Raw genomic sequence first — 25,890 nt, 5'->3', positions numbered from 1 at the left:
CTGGCGCGCATGCGTGCGCTTCTCGTGGTCAATCCTTCGGCCACCACCACCAGTGCCCGTACTCGCGATGTCCTGGCGCACGCGCTGGCCAGCGACCTCAAGCTGGACGTCGCCACGACGGAGTACCGCGGACACGCGCGGGACCTCGCGCGGCGGGCCGCCGAGAGCGGGAACATCGAGCTCGTGGTCGCCCTCGGCGGCGACGGCACGGTCAACGAGGTGGTCAACGGCCTGCTGCACGCCGGCCCCGACCCCGAGGGCCTGCCGCGCCTGGCCGTGGTGCCCGGTGGCTCCACCAATGTCTTCGCCCGCGCCCTGGGCCTGCCCAACGACGTCGTGGAGGCCACCGGCGCGCTGCTGGACGCCGTGCGCGACGGCTCCGAGCGCACGGTCGGCCTGGGCCTGGCGGCCGGCACCCCGGGCACGGAGGACGAGGGCGTGCCGGAGCGCTGGTTCACCTTCTGCGCGGGATTCGGCTTCGACGCGGGGGTCGTCGGCCGGGTGGAGCAGCAGCGGGAGAGCGGCAAGCGTTCGACGCACTCCCTGTATGTGCGACAGGCGATGCGCCAGTTCTTCGGAGAAACGAACCGCCGGAACGGCTCGATCACCCTCGAACGGCCGGGCGAGGAGCCACTCGACAATCTCGTCATGTCGATAATCTGCAACACCGCGCCGTGGACCTATCTGGGCAACCGGCCGGTCTACGCGGCGCCCGAGGCGTCCTTCGACACCGCCCTTGACGTGCTGGGATTCACCAAGCTGTCGACGCTGACGGCGACCCGTTACGCCACCCAGCTGCTGAGGTCGACTCCGGAGCGGGGTCCGCAGGGCAAACACGCTGTGTCACTGCATGACCAGACCTCCTTCACCTTGCATTCGCAGGCTCCCCTGCCGTTCCAGATGGACGGCGACCACCTCGGACTGCGGACGAGCGTGACGTTCACAGGCGTACGCCGTGCACTGCGTGTGATTGTGTGAGTGCTAGGGCCTAAAGTCCTTCCACTCGAACGTTTAGACTGGATTCCACCCCCTGGAATGACGGCTGTGACCTAGTCGACACCGAGGAATCAAAAAAAACTTTCCGGAAGGGGTTGTATCCGTCGCCGAGGTTTGCGAGTCTCTTCATGGCGATCGGGACAGCCCGGCATCAAGGCTTCCCGGATAGCCCACGAACCCCCTCCTTCATTCTCTGGACCACATCCAGCCCTGCCTGGGCGTCGGCCCTTCCCTTGCGGGGGGATTCGTGAAAGCGTTCACATTCACAAGCCACGTAGCCGTCACACGAGGAGATGGAGCAGCCATGGACTGGCGTCACAACGCCGTTTGCCGCGAGGAAGACCCCGAGCTCTTCTTCCCCATCGGCAACACCGGTCCTGCGCTGCTGCAGATCGAGGAAGCCAAGGCCGTCTGCCGCCGCTGCCCCGTCATGGAGCAGTGCCTGCAGTGGGCGCTCGAGTCCGGCCAGGACTCCGGCGTCTGGGGTGGCCTCAGCGAGGACGAGCGCCGCGCGATGAAGCGTCGCGCCGCCCGTAACCGGGCGCGCAACGCGACCGCCTGACGACGCCCCTCGGCCCCCGAGCCGCAGCGCGCAGTACCCCCCGATGCGCAAGCGATGCGCTGAGCATCGCGCCGTGAAGCTTTGAGCCCCGGACCTCCTCGATGAGGTCCGGGGCTCAGTGCTGTGCGGGGGGGGCGATAGCCGGCGTTACGGCTTCTCCGCCCGTACGGGAATGTCGAGCACCACGCGCGTTCCCTGCCCGGAAGCGGGCACCATGTCGAACTTTCCGCCCAACTCCCCCTCGACCAGGGTCCGTACGATCTGCAGTCCGAGGTTGCCCGCGCGATGCGGGTCGAAGCCCTCGGGCAGTCCGCGGCCGTCGTCCTGCACGGAGATCAGCAGCCGGGCGTCCTTGCGGGTGCCGCCGCGCACCGCGGTGACCTCGACCGTTCCCTGCTCCCCCGGCCCGAAGCCGTGCTCGAGGGCGTTCTGCAGCAGCTCGGTCAGCACCATCGACAGGGGGGTGGCGACCTCGGCGTCGAGTATCCCGAAGCGTCCCGTGCGCCGGGCGGCGACCCGGCCCGGGGAGATCTCGGCGACCATGGCGAGCACCCGGTCGGCGATCTCGTCGAATTCCACCCGTTCGTCGAGGTTCTGCGACAGCGTCTCGTGGACGATCGCAATGGACCCGACCCGGCGGACCGCCTCCTCCAGCGCCTCGCGGCCCTCGGGCGAGCCGATGCGGCGGGCCTGGAGCCGCAGCAGGGCGGCGACGGTCTGGAGATTGTTCTTCACCCGGTGGTGGATCTCCCGGATGGTCGCGTCCTTGGTGATCAACTCGCGCTCGCGACGTCTCAGTTCGGTTACATCGCGCAGGAGTACGAGCGAACCGATGTGGCTGCCCTTGGGTTTGAGCGGGATCGCCCTCAGATGAATGACCCCGTCGTTCGCCTCGACCTCGAACTCGCGCGGCGCCCAGCCGCTCGCGAGCTTGGCCAGCCCCTCGTCGACGGGGGTGCGCGAGGGCGCCAACTGAGCGGTGGTCTCGCCCAGATGATGCCCCACGAGGTCGGCGGCCAGGCCGAGCCGGTGATAGGCGGAGAGCGCGTTGGGGCTGGCGTACTGGACGACGCCGTCGGCGTCGAGCCTGATCAGGCCGTCGCCGGCGCGCGGCGAGGCGTCCATGTCGACTTGTTGACCGGGGAAGGGGAAGGCGCCGACGGCGATCATCTGCGCGAGGTCGGAGGCGCTCTGCAGATAGGTGAGCTCCAGCCGGCTGGGCGTGCGGACCGTCAGCAGGTTCGTGTTCCGGGCGATGACCCCCAGAACCCGTCCTTCCCGGCGCACCGGGATGGACTCCACCCGGACGGGCACCTCCTCGCGCCACTCCGGGTCGCCCTCGCGCACGATCCGGCCCTCGTCGAGGGCGGCGTCGAGCATGGGGCGCCGGCCGCGCGGCACGAGGTGGCCGACCATGTCGTCCTGGTAGGAGGTGGGGCCGGTGTTGGGCCGCATCTGGGCGACCGACACATAGCGGGTGCCGTCGAGCGTGGGCACCCACAGGACCAGGTCGGCGAAGGAGAGGTCGGAGAGCAGCTGCCACTCCGAGACCAGCAGATGCAGCCACTCCAGATCGGAGTCGTCGAGTGCGGTGTGCTGGCGTACGAGGTCGTTCATGGAGGGCACGGCTGTGAGCCTACCCGCGGCGGCGGCTCCTGGGGATTTTCCGCCGCCCGGTGCCGGGGCATGGACAGCCGCGAATGGTCTAGTCCACAATGCTGACAGGGCCACCCACCCGGACGTCCGCTCTCCCCGCACAGGAGAGCGGAGCGAGGACCGCGGCGCCCCAGCGGCGACGCGGCCCTCGGGATCGGCCGGAACCGTCACGGAGAACCGCACACTCCGTGGCGCGGGCCGGCCGATGGCAGCTCCGGGCTGCGGTGCCGGACAGGTTGAGGGTCCTGTCCCGGCGCCGCGGCCCGCGGGTCCCGCAGCAACAGCACCGCCTCGATGCGGGTACGCACCCCGAGCTTGGCCAGGGTGTGCGAGACATGGCTCTTGACCGTCCCCGGGGTGATGCTCAGCCGGGCGGCCACCTCGGCGCTGGAGAGCCCCTGCCCCAGCAGCGTCAGGACGGTGCGCTCCCGGCCCGAGAGGGTGCCCAGCAGCTCCGCCCGGCGCCGGCCGCCCACGGCGGAGGCCGGCCGGGAGGCCGGAGCGGCCCGCAGCGCGAACAGCTCCGGCGAGATCACCACGTTTCCGGCGGCGACCGCCTGGACCGCGGCGGACAGCCGCGCTCCCTCGGTCTCCTCCACCAGGCAGCCGCGCACCCCGCAGGCCAGGGCCGTCTCCAGCCTGCTGCGGGTCCAGCCGGAGCCGATGAGGAGGACCCGCACGCCCCGGTCGGTCAGGGCCGCGACCGCGCCGGTGAAGTCCTCGTGCCGGCCGACCGCCACCACCGCCACGTCCCTGGCGGCGGCCGGGGTGCCCGGGCTCGTCACCACGTTCCTCCGTCTGCCGCCGCTCAGGCGCCGACCAGCTGGTCCGCGCCCTGGAACGTCTTGATCAGGCGCTGCTTGAGCACCTCGAGGTCCTCGCAGTCGCCGCCCACGCGCTCGGCGATGTGCACGCGGTACAGCTCGTGCAGCTGCGCGTCCTCGACGGTGACGCCGATCTGGTCCAGGAGGTGGCGCAGCACCGCGCGGCCGGAGTGGCGGCCGACGAGGATGGAGCGCTCACGGCCGAACCGGGCAGGCTCGACGTACTCGTACGTGGCGGGGTTGCGCAGCAGGCCCTGCTGGTGGATGCCGGCCGCCGTGCCGAAGGCGTAGGTGCCGAAGATCGCCTTGTTGCGGGGCTCCTCGAGGTGGATCACCTTGCGCAGGTGGGTGTAGGCCTCGTACATGGCGGCGAGGTCGATGTCGGTGTAGATGCCGAGCTTGTCGCGCTTGTAGGCGAGGAGGGCGGCCACCTCCTCCAGGGGCGTGTTGCCCGCGCGCTCGCCGATGCCACCCAGGGTGGCCTGCACCTCGTCGGCGCCGGCCTGCAGGCCGGCCACGGCGTTGGCCAGGGACAGGCCGAAGTCCTGGTGGCAGTGGGTGGCGATGCGGATGGGGGCGGGGGCCCACTCGCGGAAGGTGCGGATGAGGTCGGCGTACTCCTCGGGGGTGAGGGCGCCGGAGGTGTCGGCGACGACGAAGCAGGTGGCGCCGGCCTCGATGGACTCCTCGGTGAGGGCGCGCAGCAGCTCGTGCTCGCCGCGGCTGGCGTCCTCGATCCCGACGGAGACCTCCGCCACGCCCAGGGAGCGGGCGTAGGAGACGGCGTCGACGACCTCGGCGACGCCCTCGGCGCGGGAGATGCCGCGCTTGTACTTCAGGTGCATGTCGCTGCCGGTCGCCGCGACCTGCACCTGGTGGTTGGCCGTGCCGCCGGCCTCCACCGCGGTGGCGACGTCCTGGCGGACGGCGCGGGCGAAGGTGGTGAAGCGCGCCTTCGTCAGGTTCTTGGAGATGAGCTGAGCGGCCCTGAACTCGCTGGGCGAGGAGGCCGGGAAGCCGGCCTCGATGTAGTCGACGCCGAGGGCTTCTATGCGCAGAGCGATGTCCAGCTTCTGCTGGGGGGTCATCGCGTTGCCGGGTGCCTGCTCGCCGTCGCGGAGGGTCGTGTCGAACACGGAAATCCGGCGGGCCTCAGCTGTGTTCTGCATTCTTCCTGCACTTCCTAGCCTCGAACCATGCGGCGCATGGTGACGGTCCGGTGCGTGAACTGCTCGTGGTGCGTGTGCTGCTAGCCGAGCGAGGGCTGCAGCGCCGCGATCCCGGTGAGGGCGTGGCCCGCGATGGCGTCGGCGTCGCGGACGAAGTCGGTCCAGAAGCCCGGCCGGCTGCTGCCGCCCTGCATGAACCAGCGGGTGTGCTCGGTGGGGATCCCCAGGACGTACAGCCCGGTGTCGGGTTGTCCGTCGGGGCCCACCGGGTGGTAGGGGGTGCCGGTGACCGCGACGCCGCCGGTGCGGAAGGCGCCGGGGCCCTCGCCGTTGACGTAGTCGGTCCACAGGCCCCGTTCGACGAGCCGGCGGGTCAGGGGTGCCGGGTCCCGTCGCAGGTCGGGTGAGGGGATCCGGGCGTCGATGACGGTGCTGACGCCGACCTCGGATCCGGCCACGTACGGGGAGGAGACGACGAAGCCGTCCCCGTCGTGGGTGAACTGGGTGTGCGGCCCGGCGATGCGCAGCAGTCCGCATTCGATCAGGGCGGCGACCTGGCGCAGTCGGACGCGGGGCGGTCCGGCCGCCAGGAACGAGCTGCGGGCCGCGTACCAGCCGATGAAGTCGTCGCGGTGCGAGGCCGGGTGCAGGCCCGCGAAGTCCACGAAGGAGCGGAGGAGGGCGCGGGTGTCGCGCAGGACGTCCAGGGCCGCCTTCAGCGGGGAGTCGGAGTTGCCCTGCTCGGCGTGGGCGAGGTCCTCGTCGATGGCCTGGAGGAGTTCCTTCTCGAACGCCTGGGGGTGGGCGTAGGAGCGGCCCTCGAAGGGCCGGGCGAGGGCGTCGAGGTCCAGGGGCGGCAGGTCGCCGGCGCCGTGGCGGGCGGCGATCTCGGCCACCGGCGGCAGGGCGCTCTCGGCGGCCCGTACGGTCTCGGCGGTGAACGCCCGGGCCGCGGCGGCGCCGTGCTGCCGGCGCAGGGCCGTGGCGTAGTAGACGAGGCGGGCCTCGGCCAGCAGCCAGGGCAGGATGTCGGCCTTGAAGTCGAGGGTGCCGTGGGGGCGTTCGCGACGTACCCGCTCGGCGGTGATGAGCTGGGTGGTGTAGGTGAAGTTGGCGTGCTTCTGGTTGCGGCCGCGGGCGGGCAGCGGCATTCCGCTGCGGGAGCCGGCCACCAGGAACGGCTCGCGTCCGCTGGGGGTGTAGACGAGCCCGCCCGCGCCGTCCTCCGCGAAGGTGCCGCCCCGGCCGACGGTCAGGGCGGCCATCACGTCGTAGAAGGACAGGCCGAGGCCGAGGACGCCCACGGACGAGCCTGCGGGGATCTGCTCCAGTGCCATGTCGGCCGCGGAGTCCCCCCGGATGTAGCGCAGGCCGGGCCGGGTCGCCGCGAAGTCGGCGAGTTCCTTCTGGCGGCCGCTCAGTTCGGGGCGGGCGTGGCCGGTGACGAGGACGACGCGGTCGGCGAGGAGGCTGGAGCCGTCGGCGAGGGCGAGGCGGTAGCCGCCGTCGGCCGGTTCGACGTCCTCGACGGTGCCGTGGACCTCGTGCAGCCGGACGTGGGCGGGCAGCGCGGCCTTCACGGCGTCCAGGACGAAGAGCATGTAGCGGCCATGCAGGGCGCGTGGCGCGTAGCCGTTGTCGCCGGGACAGTCGGGGTCGACCGTGCTCCACCACTGGGCGAGCGAGGGGCCGGCGCCGGGGCGGGCGGGGCCCTCGTCCGGCGGGCCGGAGAACGAGGAGACCTCGCCCGCCACGGTGTTCATGAGGAAGTGCGCGGGCTGGTCCGAGCGCCACACCCGGCCGCAGCCCACCTGCACGTCGTCGATCAGGTGGATGTCCACGGGCCGTTCGGGGTGTTCACCGGACAGCCGGGCGGCGAGCCGTTCGAGCACGGACAGGCCGCGCGGTCCGCTGCCGACGACGGCGATCCGGTACGGGGCCGCGCCGGATCTCCCCGGGTCACCGGGGACGGAGAAATCTCCGGTAAAGCGGTCATCGGCAGGGTGCGTCAAAGCCATATCTCTCTCGGAATTCTCACCGCGGCCCCGGGATCCGTGCTCGCACGGCGGGGCGGTGGAGGTAGTCAGGACGGACTGGCCCAAGCGATTGCGTCTCCGACACTAGAGCGGCCCCAAAGCCCGTTCAACACCTCGTTGTTCATGCTTGCCATGAATCCCGCTCATGAAAAGTCGGCAGGGTTTTCCGGGGGAATTCCGGTGGTACTGTGTGGCCCGTCCCGAGCCCCTCCACCGGTAATTGGAGAAAAGAGTGGAACGACGTCCGGCGCTGCTGGTGATGGATCTCATCAACGAGATCGTGCACCCCGACGGAAAGTACGCACAGGACGGCTACCTGGAGCAGGTGACGCGGCGCGGGGTCCTCGAGCGGGCGGCGGAGGCCATCTCCCTGGCCCGGGCGAAGGACATCCCGGTGATCTACGTCGTGGTCGGCTTCTCCCCCGACTTCGCGGAGTGGCCCGAGGAGTCGCCCGTCTTCCGCGAGGCCCGCGAGGAGCGCCGGATCGTGCTGGGCACGTGGGCCACGCAGGTGCACGACTCGCTGGCGCCGGCGGACGGCGAGCCCGTGGTGGCCAAGCACCGGCTCAGCCCGTTCCACGGCACCGAGCTGGACCGGCTGCTGCTGGAGCGCGACGTCAACACCCTGCTGCTCACCGGCGTCACCACCGATCTGGTGGTGCTCTCGACCGCCCGCGACGGGCACGACCGCGACTACTACGTCGAGGTCCTGGAGGACGCCACCGCCACCGCGGACGACGAGCTGCACGCGGCGGCCCTGAAGGTCCTCGCCCGTACGGCCGAGATCACCACCGTCCGGCAGGCCCTGGCCGGCTGAGGCGGCCCCTCCCCCGAGCACGCACAGGAAGGCAGCACCGTGCAGAACCGCCGCGTGGCGACCCGGGTATCCGGAATTCAGAATTCAGCAACATTCGCCGTCTTCGAGACGGTGCGGGACCTGCGGGCACGCGGGGTGCAGGTCCTCGACCTCGGCGGTGGCGAACCCGACTTCGACACCGATCCGCACATTGTCGGGGAGGCCGCCGCGGCATTGGCGGACGGCGATACGCACTACACGCCCAGCCGTGGCATACCCGAGCTTCTGACGGCCATCGCGGAAAAGCTCGGAAAAGACAATGGAATCACCGCCGACCCGGCCGGCGACATCATTGTCACGCCCTCCGCGAAACATGCGCTGTTCATTTCCCTGATGTCGCTCCTCGACCCGGGCGACGAAATCATCATCCCCACGCCCAGCTGGGTCAGCTACGCCTCGATGGCCCGCCTCGTGGGCGCGGTCCCTGTCCTGGCCGAGCTGAGCGCGGCGGACGGCTTCCGGATCACCCGGGAGGTCCTCGAGGCGCATGTGACGCCGCGGACGAAGGTCCTCCTGATCAACACGCCGAACAACCCGACGGGGCGGGCGCTTTCCGAGCGGGAGGCGGCGGACGTCGCGGCGTTCGCGGCCGCACATGACCTGTTCGTCGTCGCCGACGAGATCTACGAGCAGATCCGCTACGACGGCACGCCCCACATCAGCCTGGCGAGCCTGCCCGGCTGCGCCGGCCGCACGCTGACCGTCAACGGCTTCTCCAAGGGCTACGCCATGACCGGCTGGCGGCTCGGCTGGGTCAGCGGCCCCTCCGACGTCATCGCCCACGTCCTCAAGGCCCAGCAGCACACGGTCGGTTGCGCCGGCTCGTTCGTCCAGCGCGGAGGCCTTGCCGCCCTCACCGGGCCGCAGGACGCCGTGCGGGAGATGGCGGCCGAGTACGCCGAGCGCAGGGCGCTGATCACCGACGGGCTCAACGCCCTGCCGGGCATCCGCTGCACCGCTCCGGACGGCGCGTTCTACGCGTTCGCCGACATCCGCGGCACGGGGTTCTCCGACTCCGCCGCGTTCACCGAATGGCTGCTGCGGGAAGCGGGCGTCGCGGTGACCCCGGGCACCGCCTTCGGGCCCGGCGGCGAGGGGCACGTCCGGCTCTCCTTCGCCACCTCCCGGGCGGTCATCGAGGAGGCCCTGGAGCGCACGGCCACCGCCCTGGCCCGGCGCGGCTGAGCCCCGCGCACCACCACCGGCAAGCACCACCGAGACGAGGAGCGGCACTTCACATGGGTTCGACACTGGCGCAGAAGGTGTGGGACGCGCATGTCGTACGGCACGGCGGGAGTGGGGAGGACCTGCTCTACGTCGATCTGCAACTGCTGCACGAGGTGAACACCCCCCAGGCGTTCGACGCCCTGCGCGCGGCGGGACGCACCGTGCGCAGGCCCGGCCTCACCATGGGCACCGAGGACCACAACACCCCAACCCTCGCCCTCGACCGGATCATCGCGGACCCCTCGGGCCGCCGGCAGGCCCAGCTGATGCGGGAGAACTGCGCGCAGTTCGGCATCCCGCTGCACCGCCTGGGCGACCCCGGCCAGGGCATCGTGCACGTCATCGGCCCCGAGCTCGGCCTGACCCGGCCCGGCATGACGATCGTGTGCTGCGACTCGCACACCACGACGCTGGGCGCGTTCGGCGCGCTGGCCTTCGGCATCGGCGCCAGCCAGGTGGAGCACGTGCTCGCCACCCAGACGCTGCGCATGCGGCGGATGAAGAGCATGCTCGTCGAGATACCCGGCCGCCTCCCGGAAGGCGTCACCGCCAAGGACCTCATCCTCGCCCTGATCGCGCAGATCGGCACCGCTGGCGGCCAGGGGCACATCATCGAGTACCGGGGCGAGGCCATCGACGCCCTGTCGATGGAGGCCCGGATGACCCTGTGCAACATGTCGGTCGAGGCGGGCTCGCGGGCCGGCATGATCGCACCCGACGAGACGACCTTCGCCTACCTCGCGCAGCGGCCCGGGATGCCGCAGGGCGAGGCGTGGGACGCCGAGGTGGCCTACTGGCGGACCCTGCGCAGCGACGAGGACGCGGTCTTCGACACCACGGTGACCCTGGACGCGAGCACCCTGAGCCCGTACGTCTCCTGGGGCACCAACCCCGCCCAGGCCGTACCGCTGGACGGCCGGGTGCCGGCCCCCGGCGACTTCGCCGACGAGGCCGAGCGGGCCGCGGCCGAGCGCGCCCTGGCCTACATGGACCTGCGCCCGGGCACCCCGATGAAGGACGTGGGCGTCGACACCGTCTTCCTCGGCTCGTGCACCAACGGCCGGATCGAGGACCTGCGCGCCGCCGCGGGCGTGCTGCGGGGCCGGCGGGTCGCCGACGGCCTCCACATGATGATCGTGCCCGGCTCGGCGCAGGTGCGCCGGCAGGCCGTCGAGGAGGGCCTGGACCGGATCTTCGCGGAGGCGGGCGCCGACTTCCGGGCGGGCGCGGGCTGTTCGATGTGCGCCGCGCTCAACGAGGACCGGCTGCTTCCCGGGCAGCGGGCGGCCTCCACCAACAACCGCAATTTCGAGGGCCGGCAGGGCAAGGGGTCGCGCACCCACATCGTGTCGCCGCCCGTCGCCGCCGCCACGGCCGTGGCCGGCCGGCTCGCCGCCCCCGCCGATCTGTGAGGTCGTAGAAGCCATGGAGAAGTTCACCGTCCACACCGGCACGGCCGTGCCGCTGCGCCGCAGCGACGTCGACACCGACCAGATCATCCCGGCCCGCTTCTGCGTCAGTTCGAGCCGGACCGGGCACGCCGACTCCCTGTTCGCCGACTGGCGCGACGACCCCTCGTTCGTCCTCAACCGGCCCGCGCACCGCGGCGCGACCGTGCTGGTCGCCGGGAACGACTTCGGCACCGGGTCCTCGCGCGAGTACGCGGTCTGGGCGCTGCAGGACTACGGCTTCCGGGCCGTGATCGCCCCGCGCTACGGCGACATCTTCCGGGGCAACTCGCTGCTCAACGGCCTGCTGACGATCGTCGTGCCGGCCGACGTCGTCGAGCGGCTGTGGCAGGAGATCGAGGCCGACCCGGCCGTTTCCGTGGTCGTGGACCTCGAGCGGCTCGAGGTGCGCTGCGCCGGCGTGGTGCAGCCGTTCTCCCTGGACGAGGACGTCCGGGCCCGGCTGCTGGCCGGGCACGACCTGATCGCCGCCACCCTGCAGTACGAGGACGAGATAGCGGCCTACGAGCGCGGGCGCCGCCCCGCGCTGCCCACCACCGGCTGAGCGCACGAGCAACGGCGCGGGGCCCGGACACGTCGAGGTGTCCGGGCCCCGCGCCGTTCACGCGTCCACGGCCAGCCCGAAGGTCTCCCGCAGCCCCTCGGCGCCGGACGCGGTCAGGTGCACCACGCGCGGGCTCGCGCCGTAGCGCAGCCAGCCGAGGTCGAAGAGCCTGGCGGTGATCGCCGCGCCCAGGGCGCCCGCGAGGTGGTGCTGGTGCTCGCTCCAGTCGACGCAGTAGCGGATGGCCGGGCGCCGCTTGGGCAGGCGGTCCACCTCGACGCCGAAGGCCGCCAGGTGGCCGCGGCCGCCGTCGGTCAGCCGGTAGGCGCTGTCGTGCCCGTAGGCGGAGGGCCGGTCCCGTACGGCCTGCTCGGCGCGGTGGACGCCGTCGTGCCCGGTGAGCACGTCGCGCTCGAGCAGGGCGCGCATCAGGGCCACGCCGAGCTGCCCGGCGAGGTGGTCGTAGCAGGTGCGGGAGCGGTGCAGGGCGTTGGCGACGCTGCTCTCGCGCAGCGAGGTCACCGGCAGCGGCGGGGCGATGAGGGCGAGCGCCTCCAGCGCGGAGCTGATGTCCGGGCCGGCCAGCCGGTAGTAGCGGTGCCGACCCTCGCGGACCGCGGTGATCAGGCCGCCCTCCACGAGCTTGGCCAGATGGGCGCTGCCCGTCGGGGCGCTGACGCCCGCCTCGGTGGCCAGCGCGGCGGCGGGCAGGGCCCGGCCGTCGCACAGGGCCTTGAGGATCCGCGCGCGGGAGGGGTCGGCGATCAGGGCGGCGGCACGGGCGATGTCGGTCTGGCGGTTCAGCCGGCCGGCGGTCCGTCCCTCGTGCCGCGGGCCCTGCGGGGTGGTCTCGGCGCTCATGTCCTCACCGTACGCCGACAACACTTCGCCGGGGAACGAAGTATCCGGAGCCGAGACTGTGTTCATGACCGTCACCGACCCCACGGCCGACCGGCGGCCCGTCGCCGAGCCCGACCCGGCGCCCGCTCGTCCGCCCCTCGCCCTCACCCCTCTGATCGCGCTGAGCCTCGGCTACTTCCTGGTGATGCTGGACGTCACGGTCGTCACCGTGGCGGTGCCCGACATCCGTTCCTCGCTGGGCGCCGGAGCGTCCGCGCTGCAGTGGATCGTCGACGGCTACAGCACCCTCTTCGCCGGCCTGCTGCTGCTCGGCGGCGGCCTGGGCGACCGGTTCGGCCACCGCCGGATGTTCCTCGCCGGGCTGGCCGTCTTCACCCTCGCCTCCATCGGCTGCGGGCTCGCGGGCACGACGGCCGTGCTGGTGGCGGGCCGGCTGGCGCAGGGCGCCGGAGCCGCGTTCCTCGTGCCGGCGTCGCTGGCGCTGCTGCAGGCCACCTACCCCGACCGGGCGGTGCGCGCCCGGGCGATCGCCATCTGGGGTGCCGTCGCCTCCATCGCGTTCGGCGCCGGTCCCGTGGTGGGCGGCCTGCTGATCGCGGGCCTGGACTGGCGGGCCGTCTTCTGGCTCAACCTGCCGGTGGGCGCGCTCGCCATGGTGTTGACGATGCGTCACCTCCCGGCGGCGACCCGCAAGCCCCCGGCCCACCGCATGGACCCCGCGGGCCAGGTGCTCGGCGTGGTGGGCCTGGTCGCCCTGGCGGGCGGCATCAACGAGGCCGGCACGGCGGGCTGGGGCTCCCCCCTCGTCCTGGGCTTCTTCGCCGTGGGCGTGGTGGCGCTGGGCCTGTTCGTCGCGGTCGAACGCCGCCTGGAGGCCTCGGTGAAGGTCCGGCCGGAGGGCCGCGCACCGCTGCTGCGGCTCTCCCTCTTCCGTACCGGCGCCTTCTCGGCCACCGCCCTGATCGGTCTGCTGATCAGCCTGGGCTACTACGGCATGCTGTTCCTGTCGACCCTCTACTTCCAGCAGGAGCGCGGGTACGACGCGCTGACCACGGGTCTGGCGCTGCTGCCCTCGGTCTGCATGGGCCTGATCGCGGCCCCCGTCTTCAGCCGGGTCGCCGCCCGCACCGGCCCGTACGTCCCGATGACGGCCGGGCTCTTCCTGGGCGCCGCCGGGTTCCTCGGCTGGCTGCTGGCCGGCTCCGACACCGCGTACCCGGTCCTGCTGTTCGCCCTGATCGCCACCGGTCTGGGCCAGACCATGACGGCCCTGGCCTCCATGGCCGCCATCATCGAGTCGGCCCCGGCGGACGGGGCGGGCGTGGCCTCGGCGGTCTTCAACGTCTCCCGCCAGGTGGGCAGCGCCGTCGGCGTCGCCCTGTTCGGCACCCTCGTCGCCACCTCAGACCACCTCACCGACGGCCTCCACCTCTCCGCGGCGCTCGCCGCGGCGTCCTTCCTGACCGGTGGCGTGCTCGCCATCGGCGCCCGGCGCAAGACCGCCGCCGCTGCCGCCGCGACCGCCGCCGCCTAGCGGACGTCCGTCCCCGTCGTCCGCTCCCCGCATCCACCCACCAGGAGAAGAACCGCCATGACCGCCCCTGCTCCCGCTCCCGCGCACGACGACGCCCCCCGGCAGTCCCGGCCGGCCACCGTGCTGCGCGACCTGCTGAGCCCCGCCGGCCTCGACGCCCTCAAGTGGTCGTCCTGGGTCGAGGCCGGCCGGGCCGGCGTCGAGTTCGTGCCGCTCTACACCACCGAGGGCCCCCGGCCCGCGACCGGCCTCCTCTCCCGGATGAGCCCGGGGGCCCACGGCGACCTCCACGAACACCTCGGCTACGAGGCGATGTTCGTCCTCCAGGGAGAGCTGCTCGACGACAGCGGCGCCCGGTACACCGCCGGTGACCTCGTCGTCGTGGAGCCCGGCAGCGTCCACCAGGTCAGCACGGAGACCGGGTGCGTCGTCCTCGGCTTCCGCGACGCGCCGACCGCTCCGCTGCGCTGAGAGACCGGGCGGGGCACGTGCAGGCAACACCCCCGACCCACGTGTCCCGCCCTTTTTCCCCGTCTTTCCTCCATCTTTCCTCCGTCTTTCCTCCATCGGACGATGCCGAGCCCCCACGGACCGGCCGAAACTGATCGCGACCACAAGTCGAACTGTTCTGGGGAAAGCGAACAATGGAACCCTTTTACGCACTGACAGACGCAGAGCGCGACGAGCTTCGTGCGGTCCTGGAAACTGTCGGAAAGAACCCGTACGAGGACTATCCGGCCTTCTCCCGCACCGTGGCGGACGTCGTGGACCGGGGCGAGGTCCCGGTCTTCTTCCGCGAGGTGTGCGCGCGCATTCGCGCGGAGCGTGAATCCGGGGTGTCCGACGCCCATGTGCTGCGCAACTGCCCCCTCGACACCGAGATTCCGGTCCTCGACCTGGACGACCCGATCGCCGACAAGCACCGCAAGAAGAAGACCTTCACCGGCGAGGTCTTCCTGGAGCTGTTCGGACAGCTCGTGGGCACCCCGCTGCTCTCCTACGCCACCCGCTTCAACGGCGACTTCTTCACCGACGTCATCGCGATCAACCGTTACAGCGGAAAGCAGACGGGATTCAGCGACAGCGAGCTGGTCTTCCACAACGACCGCACCGCCCACCCGGTGCGCGCCGACTTCATCTCGCTGCTCGGCATGCGCTGCCCGGACGGCGACTACATCTACACGGGCTTCGTCGACGGCCGCAGCATGCTCGCCCACCTCTCCGAGGAGGAGCAGGAGATCCTGCGGCAGCCGCACTTCATCACGCCCTTCGACGTCCTCTCCCGCGACAACAACGGGGACCTGACGGACTCCGGGGAGCACGCCATCCTGGAGAACCACCACAGCTTCCGCTACCTCGACACCAGCACCACGGTGGTGCCCGGCGGTCCGGAGAAGGCGAAGGACGCGCTGCTGGCGCTGAAGAACGCGCTGGTCAAGGCCGAGAAGAAGCGGCACCGCGTGCTGCCCGGCGACCTGTTCACCTTCGCCAACCAGGACGGCCTGCACAGCCGGGACAAGATGGAGATCAACGACCCCGAGCGGGCCCGCCAGCGCTGGCTGCTGAAGACCTACGCCTTCCGCGACCAGGCGGCCGCGGACCGGCACGCCGACCGCTGGATCGACGGCGTCCGGGGCCGGGTCGGCGACTGATCCCACCCCTCCACCGGTGACACCGCGGTCCGTATGCCCCGACTCCACGGGGCATACGGACCGCGGTCGTTCACCGGGCGGCGACGCCGTCGGGGACCACGGCGCCGCCGGCGGTCCGCGCGCACCAGTCGCTGCCGCCCGCGAGGGCCTGGGCGGTCGTGACGAAGGCCATGACCGCCGACGACTGCTCGGGCGTGCCCCGCACCGCTATGCCGAGCTGCCGCCTGACGGCGGGCTCGAAGGGAACGGTCCGCAGGTCGGGCAGGACGGCGGGCAGGGCCAGCGACGGCAGCACGGTGACGCCGATGCCCGCGGCGACCATGCTCAGCAGCACCTGCAGGTCCTGGATGCGGTGGGTGACCCTGAGCCGGCTGCCGGCCGCCTGGAACAGCTCCCGGAGCGTGGGCTCCACGCCGTCCGCGGGCAGCAGGATCTCCTCCTCGGCGAGCCGGCGGACGGTCAGGCTCGAGGACGGGGCCCAGCGGTGCCGTTCGGGCAGGACCACCCGCATTTCGTCCTGCAACAGCGGATACGTCCTGAGATGGGTTTTGGGCAGCGTCACGATCCCGACGTCCACCATCCGCTCCTGCACCATCTCCGCGATGCTGGTGTCGTTCCCCTCCCGCAATACGATCTCCAAATTCTGGAAACGCGAACGGAATTCCGAGATGAGTCGGGGTAAGAGCTGGAGGGAAAAGCTCTGACTCGTGCCGATGACGATCCTGTGATCGGTCACCCTGGGCGTGGACTGTGCATCCAGGCGTATCTGTTCCACATTGCGCAGCGCGGACCGCGCATGGTCGATGATGCGCTGCCCGGCCCGGGTGAGATCCACTCCCCCGCGATCACGCGTCATGATTCCCACCCGGAGTTCTGCTTCGAGGCTCGCCATGGCATGACTGACCGCGGATTGGGTCACCCCCAGCTTTTCCGCCGCCTTCGTAAAACTTCCGGTGTCAGCGATGGCCACGAACGCTGCCAACTGTGAAAGCTTCATTGATTTTCCGTTCCATCGACCGGCACGCCTCAGCCGGTCAGTGATTGACGGCCCCGACCGGGCGCCGACATCTGCTGCATCAACAGCACGGCCTCGAGCCGGCTGCGTGCGCCGAGCTTGGTGAGCACGTGCGAGATATGACTCTTGACCGTGCTGGGGGACACGTTGAGGGAGGACGCGGCCTCGGCGGTGGAGAGTCCTGCGGCCAGCAGGGCGAAGACCTCGTGCTCCCGGGCGGTGAGGGTGGGGGGAAGGTCCTGCGGGCGGTGCGCGGGGCGCGGTCCGGCCCGGGGGGCGGGGATGGCGGGCGCCTCGGCCGCGGGGAGCCCGGGCAGCCCGCGGTCCAGCAGCTGGGGGGAGAGCAGCCGGTGCCCGGAGGCCACCGCGAGGGCGGCCGCCGCCAGGCCGCCTGCCGCCTCGCCCCGGACGAGGCAGCCCGCGGCGCCCGCCGCGAAGGCGGCCTCCAGGGGACGCCGGGTCCAGCCCGTCCCCACGAGCAGGGCGGGGACGCCGGCGGCGGCCAGGGTCCGTACGGCGGCGGCGGGAACCCGCCCCTCCTCGAGGGCGAGGACGACCACGTCCACCCGGTCCAACGGCCATTGCGACAGCGGCAGCCGGCTGTCCACCGTGCGGACGGCGGACAGCCGGTTCCCCTCGCGCAAAGCACTGCCGAGGAAACTCAGGGAGTCCGGGTCGTGAGCGGCGAGCAAAACGACAGTGTCCGCGTGGGCGGCGTCGGCGGCTCTGCTTTTTCCGGCGCGTACGGGATTCCCGCGTAAAGCTTCCATGACGCCTTTCTCCTGCGACTCTCGCTCAGGGAGGGGGAAAGAAAAGGCAGATGGGCAGCGCGCGCTGCGGTCGGACAACCCCCTGTGTCGACTTGGCGCAGAAGCTGATGCGTAACTTACATTCAGACATCTCTCGTCAGCAAGGTGGGAAGAACTGCCGACGCCTTTACCCGAAGTATTCAATCCGCTTGGTCACGCCGCCGTAGTAATGCGCGTTACCCCGGCGCGGCGGGCGCCGGCTAGGGCCGACCGGGCCAGGACCGCATCGCTGCCGCGGCCACCGCCTCCAGCTCCGTGCGGCTCGCCCCGTCACGCGCCTGCTGGGACATGCCCTGGAAGACGGCCTGGACGAAGCGGGCCAGCGTCGGCGCCTGACCGGCGGGCAGCTCGCCGGCCTCCTCGCCCTGGCGGATTCTCATCTCCAGGCCCTCGGCGACCTCGCGCCGCCGCTCGCGCAGCGCCCGCTCCGCCTCGGCGGAGGCGGTGGTGCCGTGGTCCCCCGCGGAGATGACCAGACAGCCGCGCGGCCGGCCCTCCGTCGTCAGCTCGGCCGCCGCCTCGCGCAGCAGCCGCTCCATGGCCGCGCGCGCGGTCGGCTCCTCGCCGACGGCGCGCTCCGCCCAGGCGCCGTAGCGGTGGCGGTAGAGGGCGAGGGCCTCGTGGAAGAGCGCCGCCTTGTCGCCGAAGGCGGCGTAGAGGCTGGGTGCGCCGATTCCCATGACCCGGGTGAGGTCGGCGATGGACGTGGATTCGTAGCCATGGGCCCAGAAGGCCAGCAGGGCCTGTTCGAGCGCCGACTCCCGGTCGAAGGAGCGCGGCCGCCCGCGCTGCTTGGTCGCCATGCCCGAATTTTATAGCGATCACTAGAAAAAGCGCCAGGGATTTCCGGGGCGCTATCGCGTCTCCGTGACCTTGGCGAGCGCCCTCGGCGCGTCCGGGTCCTGCCCCCGTGCGATGGTGATCTCGTAGGCCAGCATCTGCAGCGGCAGGATCTCCAGCACCGGCTGCAGCTCCTCGGCCACCCCGGCGGTCGGCAGGGCGAATCCCGCGGACGCCTTCGCCACCTCGGCCTCGCTGCCGACGACGAAGAGGTCGGCGCCCCGGCCGCGCAGCCGCTCCAGCACCGGCTGGAGGGCCTCGCCGCCCCTGCCCTCGGTGACGATGGCGATGACGGGCGAGATGTTGTCGACCATGGCCAGCGGCCCGTGCAGCAGGTCGGCGCCGGAGTAGGAGAGAGCGGGGATGTAGCTCGTCTCCATCAGCTTCAGCGCCGCCTCCTTGGCCGTGGGATAGCCGTAGCCGCGCGAGGTGAGGACCATGCGCTCGGCGAAGCGGTAGCGGCTCGCGAGCTGCCTGACCTCCTCGCCGCGGGCCAGCACCCGCCGGGCCAGCTCCGGCAGGTCCCGGGCGGCCGAGCCGTCGCCGCCCCGCAGACCCTCGACGAAGAGGTAGAGGGTCAGGAGCGAGGCGGTGTACGTCTTGGTCGCCGGCAGCGCCCTCTCCGGGCCGGCCAGGATGTCGAGGTGGTACTCCGAGACGGCGGCCAGCGGGGAGCCGGGGTTGTTGGTGACCGCCAGGGTGACCGCGCCGGCCTCGCGGGCGGCCCGCGTGGAGGCCACCAGGTCCGGGGAGCCGCCGGACTGGCTGACGGTGACCACCAGGACGTCGGTCAGGTCGGGCCGCGCGTCGTACGCCGTCGTCGTCGACATGGAGGTCAGCCCGCAGGGCATCCCCAGCCGCACCTCGAGGAGGTACTTGGCGTACAGGGCCGCGTTGTCGGAGGTGCCGCGCGCGGTGAGCAGCACGAAGCGCGGCGCCCGGGCGGCGATCCGCCGGGCGGTCTCGCGGATGCGGGGCGCGCCCTCGTCGAGGATGCGGCGGAGCACGGCGGGCTGCTCGGACATCTCGCCGGACATGATCAGTCCCGGCCGCTCTCCCGACATGCTGGCACCTCCCGGTGACGCCCGCTCCGCCGACTGCCAGTCGACCACGGCGGGCACCGGGGCCGCCAGCCGGAGCCGGCCGGAAAGCCCGCCCGGGCGGGCTTCGGCCCTCTGCTAGATTGGTCTATACCACCGAGTTTCAGTCTTTTAGATCGGCAGGCCCAGTCGTGGAAATTGTCATCGTTCCGGACGCCAAGGCAGGCGGCGAACTGATTGCGGACGCCATTGCCGCCCTGCTGAACCGCAAGCCCGACGCCCTGCTCGGCGTGGCCACCGGCTCCACCCCACTGCCCGTCTACCAGGCGCTGACGGCCAAGGTCCGCGCGGGCGCCGTGGACGCCTCGCGCGCCCGCATCTGCCAGCTCGACGAGTACGTCGGCCTGCCCGCCGACCACCCCGAGTCCTACCGCTCGGTGGTGCTGCGCGAGGTCGTCGAGCCGCTGGGCCTGACCGAGGCCTCCTTCATGGGCCCCGACGGCACCGCCGAGGACGTCCAGGCCGCCTGCGAGGCGTACGACCGCGCGCTGCCCGCGGCCGGCGGGGTGGACCTCCAGCTGCTGGGCATCGGCACCGACGGGCACATCGGCTTCAACGAGCCGTGCTCCTCGCTCGCCTCGCGCACCCGCATCAAGACGCTGACCGAGCAGACCCGCGTCGACAACGCGCGCTTCTTCGACGGCGACATCGACCAGGTGCCGCACCACGTCATCACGCAGGGCATCGGCACGATCCTGGAGGCCCGCCACCTGGTGCTGCTGGCCACGGGCGAGGGCAAGGCCGATGCGGTGGCGGCGAGCGTGGAGGGCCCGGTCTCGGCGTTCGTGCCCGCCTCCGCCCTTCAGCTGCACCCGCACGCGACGGTGGTCGTCGACGAGGCCGCGGCCTCGAAGCTGAAGCTGGCGGACTACTTCCGCGCCACGTACGCGGCGAAGCCGGCCTGGCAGGGGCTGTAACCGGGGCTCCGCCCCGGACCCCGGTCCTCAAACGCCGGACGGGCTGGAAAATCCAGCCCGTCCGGCGTTTGAGGACAACAGGGCTACGCCCCCGCGATGACCTCCGCCGCAGCCAAGCCGCACACCCGCGCCGCCCCATGCGTGGCGATGTGCAACGCCCCCGACGGCGGGGCCTGGTTCAGCCCCATCTCGACCACGACGGTCTCCGGACGGGCGGCCAGCAGCGTGCCCAGCATCCGGGCCATCCACGGGTGCCGGTGCACGTCGCGGACGACCGCGACGATCCGGCGGCCGGCCGCGGCCCGGAGCACCTGCTCGACGTCGGCCTCAGCGGCGCCGTACGTGCCGGTCTCCGTACCCGGCACCAGCCGGGCCAGCTCCGCCCCCACCCCCCACGGCGTCTCGTCCCCCACCGCGATGTTCGCCAGCGGCGTGAACGCGGCCACGTACACGGGCCCGTCCACCGGCACGTACCCCGCGGCGGCGGTCACCCGCAGGGCGCGCCGGGCCGCGGTCAGACCCACCTCGGGCGCGGGTGCGGGCGCGGTCCCCTCCTGTGCCGCACCCGCACCCGCACCCGCACCCGCGCCCGCGCCCGCGGTCCAGCGCGCCAGGGCGCGCACCCGGGCGGCCGCGTCGGCGAGCCGTTCCTCCGCCAGCTCCCCACCGCGCACGGCCGCGACCAGCGCGTCGCGCAGCCGCAGCACGGTCTCCTCGTCGGCCAGGCCGCCGCCGACGCAGATGGCGTCGGCGCCCGCGGTGATGGCCATGACGCTGCCGCGTTCGATGCCGTACGTCCCGGCGATGGCCCGCATCTCCATGCCGTCGGTGACGATGAGCCCGTCGAAGCCGAGGCCGCCCTCGGTGACCGGCCCGCGCAGCAGGCCGTGCAGGGCCGCCGGGCTGAGGGTGGCGGGCAGGGCGGCGTCGAGGGCGGGCAGCAGGATGTGGGCGCTCATCACGGCCTTGGTGCCGGCGGCCACGGCCGCCCGGAAGGGCACGAGTTCGCGGGCGTAGAGCGTGGTGAGGTCCGCGTCGATGCGCGGCAGGTCGTGGTGGGAGTCGACGGCCGTGTCGCCGTGGCCGGGGAAGTGCTTGGTGCAGGCGGCGACCCCGGCGGCCTGCAGGCCCTCGACGTAGGCGGCGGTGTGCCGGGCGACGAGGTGCGGGTCGGCGCCGAAGGACCGTACGCCGATGACCGGGTTGTCCGGGTCGGAGTTGACGTCGGCGGACGGCGCCCAGTTGAGGTTGACGCCGCACGCGGCGAGGCGGCGGCCGAGCTCGCGGGCGACGGCACGGGTCAGCGCGGTGTCGTCGACGGCGCCGAGGGCGAGGTTGCCGGGGAAGGAGGAGCCCGTACGGACCTCCAGGCGGGTGACGTCGCCGCCCTCCTCGTCGATGGCGACCAGCACGTCCTCGCACTCGGCGCGCAGCTGTGCGGTCAGGGCCGCGAGCTGCTCGGGCGAGGCGATGTTGCGGCCGAAGAGGCCGACGGAGTGCAGGCCCTCGCCGAGCCGGCGCAGCAGCCAGCCGGGGGCGGTGGTGCCGGTGAAGCCGGGCTGGAGGACGGTGAGGGCGTCCCGGGTGAGCGTGTCCATGGGGTGGGTACTAGCCCTTCACTGCGCCGGACGTGAGACCGCCGACCGCCTTGCGCTGGAGGATGACGAAGAGGACGAGGATCGGCACGGCGAAGAGCGAGGAGGCGGCCATGGTGGCGCCCCAGTCGTCGCCGAAGGTGGTGCGGAAGCCGGTGAGCCACAGCGGGAGGGTCTGGGCCGCGGGGTCCTTGCTGAGGATCAGCACCATCGGGAACTCGTTCCAGACGGTGATGAAGCCGAAGAGCGAGGTGGCCATCAGGCCGGGGGCGAGCAGCGGGAAGATCACCCGGACGAAGGCCTGGGTGCGGGTGCACCCGTCGACCATCGCGGACTCCTCCAGCTCCTTGGGCACGGCGGCGACGTAGCCGCGCAGCGTCAGGACGGTGAAGGGCAGCACCATGACGGTGTAGATGGCGGCGAGCGGCACCAGGCTGTTGAGCATGTCCGCGTCGCGCACGATCATGTAGTACGCGATGACCATGACCTCCCAGGGGGCCATCTGGGCCATCATCATGACGAGGATGAAGCTCTTGCGGCCCTTGAAGCGCATCCGGGCCACGGCGAACGACGCGAGCAGCGCGATGACCAGCGACAGCCCGACCGCCATGAGGGTGACGGTGAGGGAGTTGCCCACGAGGGTCCAGAAGCCGTCCGCGTCGACGGCCTTGGTGAAGTGCTCGAAGGTGGGGCTGGTGGGGAACCAGACGGGGGTGTCGCTGACGATGTCCTTGTTGGCCTTGAAGGCCGTGGCGAACATCCAGTAGACGGGGAACGCGAAGACGGTGAAGAGGACGACCGCCGTCGCCCCCGGCCAGACGCGACCGAGCAGCGAACGCCTCACAGCTCGTCCTCCTCTTGCTTGAGAACCAGGCGCAGGTAGTACGCGGTCAGGGCCAGCAGGATCACGATGGTGAGGATGGAGATCGCGGCCCCCATCCCGAAGTGCTGGCCGCCCATGCCCTCCTGGAAGGCGTAGACGGGCAGGGTCTCGGTGAGCCGGTCGGGGCCGCCCTCGTTGATCGCGAAGACCTGGGTGAAGGACTTGAAGACCCAGATGACCTCGAGGAAGGTCGTGGCGAGGAAGAACGGCTTGAGGAAGGGGAAGGTCACCGAGGTGAACTGCTTGAGGCTGCCGGCGCCGTCCAGGGAAGCCGCCTCGTACAGCTCCTTGGGGATCGTGGTCGTGGCCGCGTAGAGGTTGATCGCCACGAAGGGGACCGACTGCCAGACGATCAGCACGGTGATCACGGAGAAGGTGGACAGCTGGCTGCCGGTCCAGTTGTAGCCGTGCATCGCGTGCCAGCCGAGCTGGTCCAGCACGTGGTTGACGACGCCGAAGCGCTGGTCGAAGAGCCACTGGAAGACGGTGGTCGCGGCGACGACGGGCATGGCCCAGGCGAGGACGAGGCCGAGCAGGAGCAGCAGCCGCAGCTTGGTGCCCAGCCGTGCGAGCAGCAGCCCGGTCAGACAGCCGAGCGCCATGATCAGGACGACGTTGGCGGCGGTGAAGACGACCGAGCGGCCGGTGACGGCCCAGAATTCGGAGCTGCCGAGCGTGTCGGCGTAGTTGTCGAAGCCGGTCCACTCGGTGACGTGCCGGATGAGCTGACGCTTATTGAGGTTCTGCAGCGACAGCAGGCCGTTCTTGAGCATCGTCCAGCCGAGCAGCAGCACGGTGAGGGCGACGGCGGGGAGGATCAGCAGGTACGGGGCGCTCCGCGCGGCCCGGCCCGTGCGGGGGCGGGGCGGCGGGCCGCCGCCCTTGCCGGTCCGGGGGGCGGTGTCCACCGCCGCCTCTTCGATCTGCGCTGACATCGTCGTCCGCCTTCTCCCCTGTCAAGCGTGTCTAACGGTGGTACTTCCGCGCACGGTCGTGTGTGCGTACGGGCTTACGCGTACGGGCGCAGGCCCGTGCGCACACACGACCGGTGAGGTCACTGCTTCTGGCTGAGGCGCTTGTTCATGTCGGCCTCGACCTGCTTGGCGGCTTCCTCGGGCGACTTGCCGCCCAGGACGGCCGTCATATAGGCCTTGATCGGGTTGGGCGCGTTCTCCACGGCGGCCCACTCGGCGATGAGCGGGGTGGTGCCGCCGCCCTTGGCGGCGGGGGCGGCGGCCTCGGCGGCCGGGTTGCCCTTCACGCTGGCGAGCAGCGACTCCTTGTTGGGGATCGAGCCGACCTCCTTGGCCAGGGCGGCCTCGTTCTTGTCGGACAGCGCGATCTTCAGGAACTCCTTGGCGAGCTCCTTCTTCTTGCTGCCCTCGGGGACCGCGAGGTTGGAGCCGCCGAGGAAGACGCCCTCGGGCTTGTCGGCGCTCTCACCGGGGATGGTGAAGTAGCCGATCTCCTTCTCGATCTCCGGGTTCGCCTTGATGGCGGTCTGCGCCTCCCAGCCCATGCCGATGAACGCGCCGGTCTTGCCCTTGGCGAAGACGTCGGCCTGCTGCGGGGTGGCCTCGTCCTTGTCCTTGGGCGCCTTGCTGAACGCCTGGTACTGCTTGTAGATCTCCATGGCCTTGGCGACCTTGGGGTCGGCCAGGTTGGAGACGTACTTCTTGCCGTCCTTCTTCACCAGGTCCGCGCCGGTGCCGATGGTCAGGCCGTCGAAGAAGTACCAGTTCTGGCCGGGCAGGTAGAGCGGTTCGGCGTCGCCCTTCTTCTGGATGGCCTCGAGGTCCTTGAAGAGCTCGTCCCGGGTCTTCGGGGTGTCCTTGATGCCCGCGTCGGCCCAGATCTTCTTGTTGTAGATGACCACGCGGTTGGCGGCGTACCAGGGCGCCGCGTACTGCTTGCCCTCGAAGACGGAGGGCTTGTTGAGGGAGGCGGTCCAGTCCCCGCCGATCTCCTTCTTCAGGTCCTCGAGCTCGGCGAGGCCGCCGGTCTGGGCGTAGGAGGGGGTCTGGGTGTTGCCGACCTCGACGACGTCCGGTGGGCTGGACTCGGAGAGGGCCGTGGTGAGCTTCTGCTGGATGCCGTCCCACTTCTGGACCTGGATGTCGAGCTTCGCACCGGTCTTCTGTTCGAACTCGGCCTGAACGGCCTTCGTCCAGGCCGGCGGGTTCGAGCCATCCATGAACCAGACGGTCAGGGACTTCGCCTTGGAACCGTCGGCGCCGGTCTCCTTGTCACTGTCGCTGGACCCACAGGCAGCAACACTCACCAACATGGCCGCGACACCCGTCGCCGCTATGAGCCCACGCTTCACAGCACTCTCCTCAAGGACCGAATGTGGTCTTTAATGGTTTAGACCAGTGCCCGCAGCTTGGCCTAGACCTTTTGGGGTGTCAAGGGTGTATAAGAGTCGCTGTCGGCTCCGTTACCGGACCGACACCTCGAGGTCTACCTGGGCTTCTCGGCCCCCTCGGGCTCTGCCCGTGCCACCATGTGACCGCGATGGACGGAGGAGCCGGTGACGGCAGCAGGAACGGAGTCGGGAAGGCGCGACATGGCGAGCGAGGGCGGCACGACGGAGGGCGGCGGCGCCACGGGTGGCGCGCGGACCGCGCGCGTTCCCAAGTATTACCGGCTCAAACGGCACTTGCTGGAAATGACCGAAACCATGCCCCCCGGCACCCCCGTCCCGCCGGAGCGCACCCTCGCCGCGGAGTTCGACACCTCGCGCACGACCGTGCGGCAGGCCCTCCAGGAACTGGTCGTCGAGGGGCGACTGGAGCGCATCCAGGGCAAGGGGACCTTCGTCGCGAAACCCAAGGTCTCCCAGGCCCTGCAACTGACCTCCTACACGGAGGACATGCGGGCGCAGGGGCTGGAGCCCACCTCCCAGCTCCTGGACATCGGCTACGTCACCGCCGACGACCGCCTCGCCCAGCTCCTCGACATCGCGACGGGCGGCCGCGTCCTGCGCATCGAGCGGCTGCGGCTGGCCAGCGGCGAGCCCATGGCCATCGAGACGACCCACCTGTCGGCGAAGAGGTTCCCGGCGCTGCGCCGCAGCCTGGCGAAGTACACCTCTCTCTACACGGCCCTGGCCGAGGTCTACGACGTCCGCCTGGCGGAGGCGGAGGAGACCATCGAGACGTCCCTGGCCACCCCCCGCGAGGCGAGCCTGCTCGGCACGGACGTGGGCCTGCCGATGCTCATGCTGTCGCGGCATTCGGTGGACGCGCAGGGGATGCCGGTGGAGTGGGTCCGATCCGTCTACCGCGGCGACCGGTACAAGTTCGTGGCGAGGCTGCGGCGGCCGTCGGAGTGACGGCGAAGATC

At 71.4% G+C, this 25,890-nt stretch carries 24 protein-coding genes; 11 read left to right on the top strand and 13 right to left on the bottom strand.

The genetic code is table 11. The features are described from left to right. The first annotated feature begins 9 nt into the window (after nt 1-9). Together AB0G59_RS01700 and AB0G59_RS01695 are read left to right on the top strand one after the other, a co-directional pair. A complete protein-coding gene (locus AB0G59_RS01700) occupies nt 10-978 on the top strand; it encodes a diacylglycerol kinase family protein (RefSeq protein ID WP_360906878.1) in 969 nt (322 codons plus the stop codon). A gap of 322 nt (nt 979-1,300) precedes the next feature. Beyond that, a complete protein-coding gene (locus AB0G59_RS01695) occupies nt 1,301-1,558 on the top strand; it encodes a WhiB family transcriptional regulator (RefSeq protein ID WP_004937597.1) in 258 nt (85 codons plus the stop codon). A 147-nt stretch (nt 1,559-1,705) separates the two neighbouring features. Here AB0G59_RS01695 and AB0G59_RS01690 read toward each other — a convergent pair whose 3' ends face one another. The 4 genes from AB0G59_RS01690 to AB0G59_RS01675 all read right to left on the bottom strand — a co-directional run bounded on the left by AB0G59_RS01690 (nt 1,706) and on the right by AB0G59_RS01675 (nt 7,225). Continuing rightward, entirely contained in the window at nt 1,706-3,175 is a 1,470-nt protein-coding gene (locus AB0G59_RS01690; RefSeq protein WP_071962424.1) for a PAS domain-containing sensor histidine kinase, read from the bottom strand. Nucleotides 3,176-3,381: 206 nt separating this feature from the next. Continuing rightward, complete coding sequence (locus AB0G59_RS01685) at nt 3,382-4,002, bottom strand: response regulator transcription factor (protein WP_360906875.1); 621 nt, start codon at nt 4,000-4,002, stop codon at nt 3,382-3,384. 20 nt (nt 4,003-4,022) lie between these two features. Next, complete coding sequence (locus tag AB0G59_RS01680) at nt 4,023-5,207, bottom strand: pyruvate carboxyltransferase (protein ID WP_071962383.1); 1,185 nt, start codon at nt 5,205-5,207, stop codon at nt 4,023-4,025. Nucleotides 5,208-5,287: 80 nt separating this feature from the next. Continuing rightward, nucleotides 5,288-7,225, bottom strand: coding sequence for an FAD/NAD(P)-binding protein (locus AB0G59_RS01675; protein ID WP_360906873.1), 1,938 nt, complete (start codon nt 7,223-7,225; stop codon nt 5,288-5,290). A 250-nt stretch (nt 7,226-7,475) separates the two neighbouring features. On the opposite strand from AB0G59_RS01675, the gene AB0G59_RS01670 reads away from it, so the two are divergent. From AB0G59_RS01670 to leuD, 4 genes are read left to right on the top strand one after another with little or no spacing between them, the layout of a single operon-like run. Further along, nucleotides 7,476-8,060, top strand: a complete 585-nt coding sequence (locus AB0G59_RS01670) for an isochorismatase family cysteine hydrolase (protein WP_143170188.1) — start codon at nt 7,476-7,478, stop codon at nt 8,058-8,060. A 39-nt stretch (nt 8,061-8,099) separates the two neighbouring features. Then, a complete protein-coding gene (locus AB0G59_RS01665; protein ID WP_360906871.1) occupies nt 8,100-9,284 on the top strand; it encodes a pyridoxal phosphate-dependent aminotransferase in 1,185 nt (394 codons plus the stop codon). Between the two features lie 53 nt (nt 9,285-9,337). Beyond that, nucleotides 9,338-10,738, top strand: coding sequence for a 3-isopropylmalate dehydratase large subunit (leuC, locus tag AB0G59_RS01660; protein ID WP_360906869.1), 1,401 nt, complete (start codon nt 9,338-9,340; stop codon nt 10,736-10,738). Between the two features lie 13 nt (nt 10,739-10,751). Beyond that, nucleotides 10,752-11,339: a 3-isopropylmalate dehydratase small subunit gene (gene leuD, locus AB0G59_RS01655; protein ID WP_360906867.1), complete on the top strand. Its 588-nt coding sequence runs from the start codon at nt 10,752-10,754 to the stop codon at nt 11,337-11,339. Nucleotides 11,340-11,396: 57 nt separating this feature from the next. Here the strand turns inward: leuD and AB0G59_RS01650 are convergent, their stop codons facing one another. Further along, nucleotides 11,397-12,200: a winged helix-turn-helix domain-containing protein gene (locus AB0G59_RS01650; protein WP_360906865.1), complete on the bottom strand. Its 804-nt coding sequence runs from the start codon at nt 12,198-12,200 to the stop codon at nt 11,397-11,399. Nucleotides 12,201-12,264: 64 nt separating this feature from the next. On the opposite strand from AB0G59_RS01650, the gene AB0G59_RS01645 reads away from it, so the two are divergent. From AB0G59_RS01645 to AB0G59_RS01635, 3 genes are all read left to right on the top strand, one after another. After that, a complete protein-coding gene (locus AB0G59_RS01645) occupies nt 12,265-13,734 on the top strand; it encodes an MFS transporter (RefSeq protein ID WP_360906863.1) in 1,470 nt (489 codons plus the stop codon). A gap of 57 nt (nt 13,735-13,791) precedes the next feature. Then, nucleotides 13,792-14,205, top strand: a complete 414-nt coding sequence (locus AB0G59_RS01640) for a cupin domain-containing protein (RefSeq protein ID WP_360906861.1) — start codon at nt 13,792-13,794, stop codon at nt 14,203-14,205. Between the two features lie 173 nt (nt 14,206-14,378). After that, complete coding sequence (locus tag AB0G59_RS01635) at nt 14,379-15,386, top strand: TauD/TfdA family dioxygenase (RefSeq protein ID WP_360906858.1); 1,008 nt, start codon at nt 14,379-14,381, stop codon at nt 15,384-15,386. A 70-nt stretch (nt 15,387-15,456) separates the two neighbouring features. Here AB0G59_RS01635 and AB0G59_RS01630 read toward each other — a convergent pair whose 3' ends face one another. From AB0G59_RS01630 to AB0G59_RS01615, 4 genes are all read right to left on the bottom strand, one after another. Beyond that, nucleotides 15,457-16,383, bottom strand: coding sequence for a LysR family transcriptional regulator (locus tag AB0G59_RS01630; RefSeq protein ID WP_360906856.1), 927 nt, complete (start codon nt 16,381-16,383; stop codon nt 15,457-15,459). 29 nt (nt 16,384-16,412) lie between these two features. Beyond that, a complete protein-coding gene (locus AB0G59_RS01625; protein ID WP_360906854.1) occupies nt 16,413-17,093 on the bottom strand; it encodes a helix-turn-helix transcriptional regulator in 681 nt (226 codons plus the stop codon). 317 nt (nt 17,094-17,410) lie between these two features. After that, the gene (locus AB0G59_RS01620) at nt 17,411-18,013 is read right to left on the bottom strand and encodes a TetR/AcrR family transcriptional regulator (protein WP_360906852.1); all 603 of its coding nucleotides are present in this window, start codon (nt 18,011-18,013) and stop codon (nt 17,411-17,413) included. Nucleotides 18,014-18,064: 51 nt separating this feature from the next. Next, complete coding sequence (locus AB0G59_RS01615; RefSeq protein WP_360906850.1) at nt 18,065-19,114, bottom strand: SIS domain-containing protein; 1,050 nt, start codon at nt 19,112-19,114, stop codon at nt 18,065-18,067. A 167-nt stretch (nt 19,115-19,281) separates the two neighbouring features. On the opposite strand from AB0G59_RS01615, the gene nagB reads away from it, so the two are divergent. Beyond that, nucleotides 19,282-20,067, top strand: coding sequence for a glucosamine-6-phosphate deaminase (gene nagB / locus AB0G59_RS01610; protein ID WP_360906848.1), 786 nt, complete (start codon nt 19,282-19,284; stop codon nt 20,065-20,067). A gap of 83 nt (nt 20,068-20,150) precedes the next feature. On the opposite strand, the gene AB0G59_RS01605 is transcribed toward nagB, so the two are convergent. The 4 genes from AB0G59_RS01605 to AB0G59_RS01590 form a co-directional block, all read right to left on the bottom strand. Next, entirely contained in the window at nt 20,151-21,665 is a 1,515-nt protein-coding gene (locus AB0G59_RS01605; RefSeq protein WP_360906846.1) for a glycoside hydrolase family 3 N-terminal domain-containing protein, read from the bottom strand. 10 nt (nt 21,666-21,675) lie between these two features. Then, entirely contained in the window at nt 21,676-22,506 is an 831-nt protein-coding gene (locus AB0G59_RS01600) for a carbohydrate ABC transporter permease (protein ID WP_360906844.1), read from the bottom strand. Next, entirely contained in the window at nt 22,503-23,480 is a 978-nt protein-coding gene (locus AB0G59_RS01595) for a sugar ABC transporter permease (RefSeq protein WP_360906842.1), read from the bottom strand. Before AB0G59_RS01595 ends, AB0G59_RS01600 begins: the two co-directional genes overlap by 4 nt. Nucleotides 23,481-23,599: 119 nt before the next feature. After that, nucleotides 23,600-24,871: an extracellular solute-binding protein gene (locus AB0G59_RS01590; protein WP_360906840.1), complete on the bottom strand. Its 1,272-nt coding sequence runs from the start codon at nt 24,869-24,871 to the stop codon at nt 23,600-23,602. Between the two features lie 240 nt (nt 24,872-25,111). Here AB0G59_RS01590 and AB0G59_RS01585 point away from each other — a divergent pair, with 240 nt between their 5' ends. Then, entirely contained in the window at nt 25,112-25,879 is a 768-nt protein-coding gene (locus tag AB0G59_RS01585) for a GntR family transcriptional regulator (protein ID WP_360907548.1), read from the top strand. Nucleotides 25,880-25,890: the final 11 nt, after the last annotated feature.

It is taken from the genome of Streptomyces sp. NPDC021096, assembly GCF_040641275.1.
Taxonomy (GTDB): Bacteria; Actinomycetota; Actinomycetes; order Streptomycetales; family Streptomycetaceae; genus Streptomyces.
Note: the sequence above shows the minus strand (reverse complement) of the source record. Positions and strands in the feature narration are given on the sequence as shown.

Excerpts from the sequence above, each read along its gene's own strand:
- AB0G59_RS01595 (WP_360906842.1), bottom strand. The coding sequence starts at position 23,480 with ATGTCAGCGCAGATCGAAGAGGCGGCGGTGGACACCGCCCCCCGGACC.
- leuD (WP_360906867.1), top strand. The coding sequence starts at position 10,752 with ATGGAGAAGTTCACCGTCCACACCGGCACGGCCGTGCCGCTGCGCCGC.
- AB0G59_RS01630 (WP_360906856.1), bottom strand. The coding sequence starts at position 16,383 with ATGAAGCTTTCACAGTTGGCAGCGTTCGTGGCCATCGCTGACACCGGA.
- AB0G59_RS01675 (WP_360906873.1), bottom strand. The coding sequence starts at position 7,225 with ATGGCTTTGACGCACCCTGCCGATGACCGCTTTACCGGAGATTTCTCC.
- AB0G59_RS01635 (WP_360906858.1), top strand. The coding sequence starts at position 14,379 with ATGGAACCCTTTTACGCACTGACAGACGCAGAGCGCGACGAGCTTCGT.
- AB0G59_RS01690 (WP_071962424.1), bottom strand. The coding sequence starts at position 3,175 with ATGAACGACCTCGTACGCCAGCACACCGCACTCGACGACTCCGATCTG.
- AB0G59_RS01645 (WP_360906863.1), top strand. The coding sequence starts at position 12,265 with ATGACCGTCACCGACCCCACGGCCGACCGGCGGCCCGTCGCCGAGCCC.
- AB0G59_RS01585 (WP_360907548.1), top strand. The coding sequence starts at position 25,112 with ATGGCGAGCGAGGGCGGCACGACGGAGGGCGGCGGCGCCACGGGTGGC.
- AB0G59_RS01640 (WP_360906861.1), top strand. The coding sequence starts at position 13,792 with ATGACCGCCCCTGCTCCCGCTCCCGCGCACGACGACGCCCCCCGGCAG.
- AB0G59_RS01605 (WP_360906846.1), bottom strand. The coding sequence starts at position 21,665 with ATGGACACGCTCACCCGGGACGCCCTCACCGTCCTCCAGCCCGGCTTC.
- AB0G59_RS01650 (WP_360906865.1), bottom strand. The coding sequence starts at position 12,200 with ATGAGCGCCGAGACCACCCCGCAGGGCCCGCGGCACGAGGGACGGACC.
- AB0G59_RS01700 (WP_360906878.1), top strand. The coding sequence starts at position 10 with ATGCGTGCGCTTCTCGTGGTCAATCCTTCGGCCACCACCACCAGTGCC.
- AB0G59_RS01680 (WP_071962383.1), bottom strand. The coding sequence starts at position 5,207 with ATGCAGAACACAGCTGAGGCCCGCCGGATTTCCGTGTTCGACACGACC.
- AB0G59_RS01620 (WP_360906852.1), bottom strand. The coding sequence starts at position 18,013 with ATGGCGACCAAGCAGCGCGGGCGGCCGCGCTCCTTCGACCGGGAGTCG.
- leuC (WP_360906869.1), top strand. The coding sequence starts at position 9,338 with ATGGGTTCGACACTGGCGCAGAAGGTGTGGGACGCGCATGTCGTACGG.
- AB0G59_RS01615 (WP_360906850.1), bottom strand. The coding sequence starts at position 19,114 with ATGTCGGGAGAGCGGCCGGGACTGATCATGTCCGGCGAGATGTCCGAG.
- AB0G59_RS01695 (WP_004937597.1), top strand. The coding sequence starts at position 1,301 with ATGGACTGGCGTCACAACGCCGTTTGCCGCGAGGAAGACCCCGAGCTC.